The sequence below is a fragment of the Spongiimicrobium salis genome, assembly GCF_043678055.1.
Classification (GTDB): domain Bacteria; phylum Bacteroidota; class Bacteroidia; order Flavobacteriales; family Flavobacteriaceae; genus Spongiimicrobium; species Spongiimicrobium salis.
This window is the reverse complement of the sequence record NZ_JBHEQA010000002.1, coordinates 397905-400407: the sequence shown is the minus strand read 5'-3', so window position 1 is coordinate 400407 and position 2503 is coordinate 397905. Positions and strand designations below refer to the sequence as shown.

Annotated in this window: 2 protein-coding genes; both read right to left on the bottom strand. The window is 35.8% G+C overall.

Annotation, left to right across the window (positions count from 1 at the left end; translation table 11 throughout):
* Nucleotides 1-214: 214 nt before the first annotated feature.
* Nucleotides 215-1057, bottom strand: a complete 843-nt coding sequence (locus ACEXOE_RS11115) for a DMT family transporter (protein WP_394748857.1) — start codon at nucleotides 1055-1057, stop codon at nucleotides 215-217.
* A gap of 112 nt (nucleotides 1058-1169) precedes the next feature.
* A complete protein-coding gene (locus tag ACEXOE_RS11110) occupies nucleotides 1170-1700 on the bottom strand; it encodes a DUF4251 domain-containing protein (RefSeq protein ID WP_394748856.1) in 531 nt (176 codons plus the stop codon).
* Nucleotides 1701-2503: the final 803 nt, after the last annotated feature.

Sequence of the window (2503 nt, the reverse complement as noted above, 5' to 3'; positions counted from 1 at the left end):
AGTTAGGAGTTAGGAGTTAGGAGTTAGGAGTTAGGAGTTAGGAGTTAGGAGTTAGGAGTTAGGAGTTAGGAGTTAGGAAAAATAATTATTTGATATTAAAACTTGAACTTTTTCTAGACTTGAACTTTTTTTACTTGAGCTTTAAATTTTGAACTTTGAACTTTGAACTTGAACTTTGTAATTGAACTTTGTATTTTGAACTTTGTAATTGAACTTAACTCGATCTTTTCTTATACCATATATTCAATAGCATACCCCCAATAATCATCAACATGCCGATAAAACTCCAAAGGGTATAGGTCTCATCCAAGAATCCTACCCCTACGATAATGGCAAAAATGACCTCTACATATTTTAAAGGGGCAATAACATTGGTTTCGCCCAATTGAAAGGCTTTGGTCATAAACAATTGTCCGAAATAGCCAAAGCATCCCAAACTTAGCAGTAAGGCGGTATCTATTAAGGTTGGAGTTGTCCAGTGAAAAATAGATAAGATTCCGCCAACAATAGTGGCGATACACATAAAATAATTGACAATGACCACCGGATGTTCCCTATTTCCAATTTTTCGGATGATAATATAGACTAGTCCACTAAAAAGGGAAGCTAGGACCACAAAAAGAAAGCCTTTTAAGGGAATTGCGCCATCAAAGCCTTTGAGGACAAAGACACCCGCAAAAGCCATCAGGAAGAAGATCCATTGTAAGGGTTTTACGCGTTCCTTTAATAGTAGGATGGCAAAAATAGTGGCAAAAATGGGCGAAATATAACGTAAAGCCACAGCTGAACCTATAGGCATATAGTCAATGGCCATAAAGAACAACAGCATGGAACTGACCCCTACCAGCCCACGGGCCACCAGTAATTTTCGTTCTTTACCCAAGATGGGAATCTTATGCGTCCATAAAAAACCAAAGGTAAAAAAGAGGGAACCTCCAGATCTAAAGAATACCAACTGATAGGCGTTATAATCACTAAGGTATTTCACCAAACCGTTCATTCCGGTAAAAGCCATGGTACTGAGTACCATAAAGTAAATTGCCTTTTTAAGATCCATATAAGCGCTGCTATTGCAAAACTGCAAATATACGCCAATACTTATGGTCCTATACGGATAGTGATTCCAAAAAGTGTTCTTTAAGATATGGAGTGGAAATTAGCATCCAAGACTAACTCTCTTTCGGCAATGGCAATATTTTTCCGTTGTACTTAATGCTCTGTCGGTTACTACTGGCCACCGTAATAAAAGTTCTTCCCTCCCCATAAATGGCCATGGTAACATTAAAGAACTCTGAATCGTTTTCTACAGAAAAAGAAATTAGAATACGGCGTTTTTCGTCATCAATTTCCATAGCATAGTCCGATTCCTCAACGGGTAACTCAAATTGAATCCCTCCGCCGTTGTTGGGATACCTTCCCAAACGATGTACGACCCCAAAGTAGGGAAAAAAGGCCTTTAGGTTGCCTTCTTGTAACTTTAGTTCATTATAATTATTGATTAAGCTGATTCGCTGTCCGCCCAAGGGATGTGCCCAATCCCCTCTAAAGAAGAAAGCACCTTCCGTCACCAAGGCTTTCGTTTCCTCATAAGCAGCTGCCTTCTTTTCTTTACGCTCTTTCTTCCGTTCCGACCGGCTCTGTGCTTGTGTGCCCAGGAGACCAAACAAAACAAATACCACTAGTATATACTTCTTTTTCATTCTATTGTTTTTTTAAAAGTTAACAAATAGTATGCCTTATCCTATTAATAAAGATATTATTTATTTTTTAAATGCCTTTACGCTACAATTTTGCCGCTCTCCTACCCTATTGAAATACTTCTTATTTGAGAAAAAACGACAAAAATGAAAAAATTTCAAAAAAAGTAAAAAAAAATTAATTTTAGTTAAATATCTGATTATCAATATACTAAATAAATTTGAATATTCAAAATATGTTAAATTATGCTAAAAACGGTACTATTTAATGCATAGTACTGTAACAAAAATATTCCCTCCTCGTCTAGTAAGTATAACAACAATAAAACAATACAACATTATGAGAACTATAAACACTTTTAAAAACAGAAAAGCAAGTACAACAACTAGTATTGGTTTTGGATGGAATGCCAAAAGAAGATATCACTAATAAGTACATCGCACAGTATCAAAAAATTTAAACCAACAATAAAATAATATAATCATGAGAACGATCAACACCTTTAAAAGCAGAAAAGCAAATACAACAACAAATGCCGGTTTTGGATGGAATGCCAAAAGAAGATACCACTAATAGGCACATCGTAGCGTAACAAAAATTTAACCAACAATAAAATCATATATCATGAGAACGATCAACACCTTTAAAAACAGAAAAGCAAGTACAACAACAAGTGCCGGTTTCGGATGGAATGCCAAAAGAAGATACCACTAATACTACTTGTAATAGCAATCAACAATTATCACAACCCTTAAAACCAACAATCATGGAAGCACGAATCAGCAAATCGCCCACAGAATCTAGA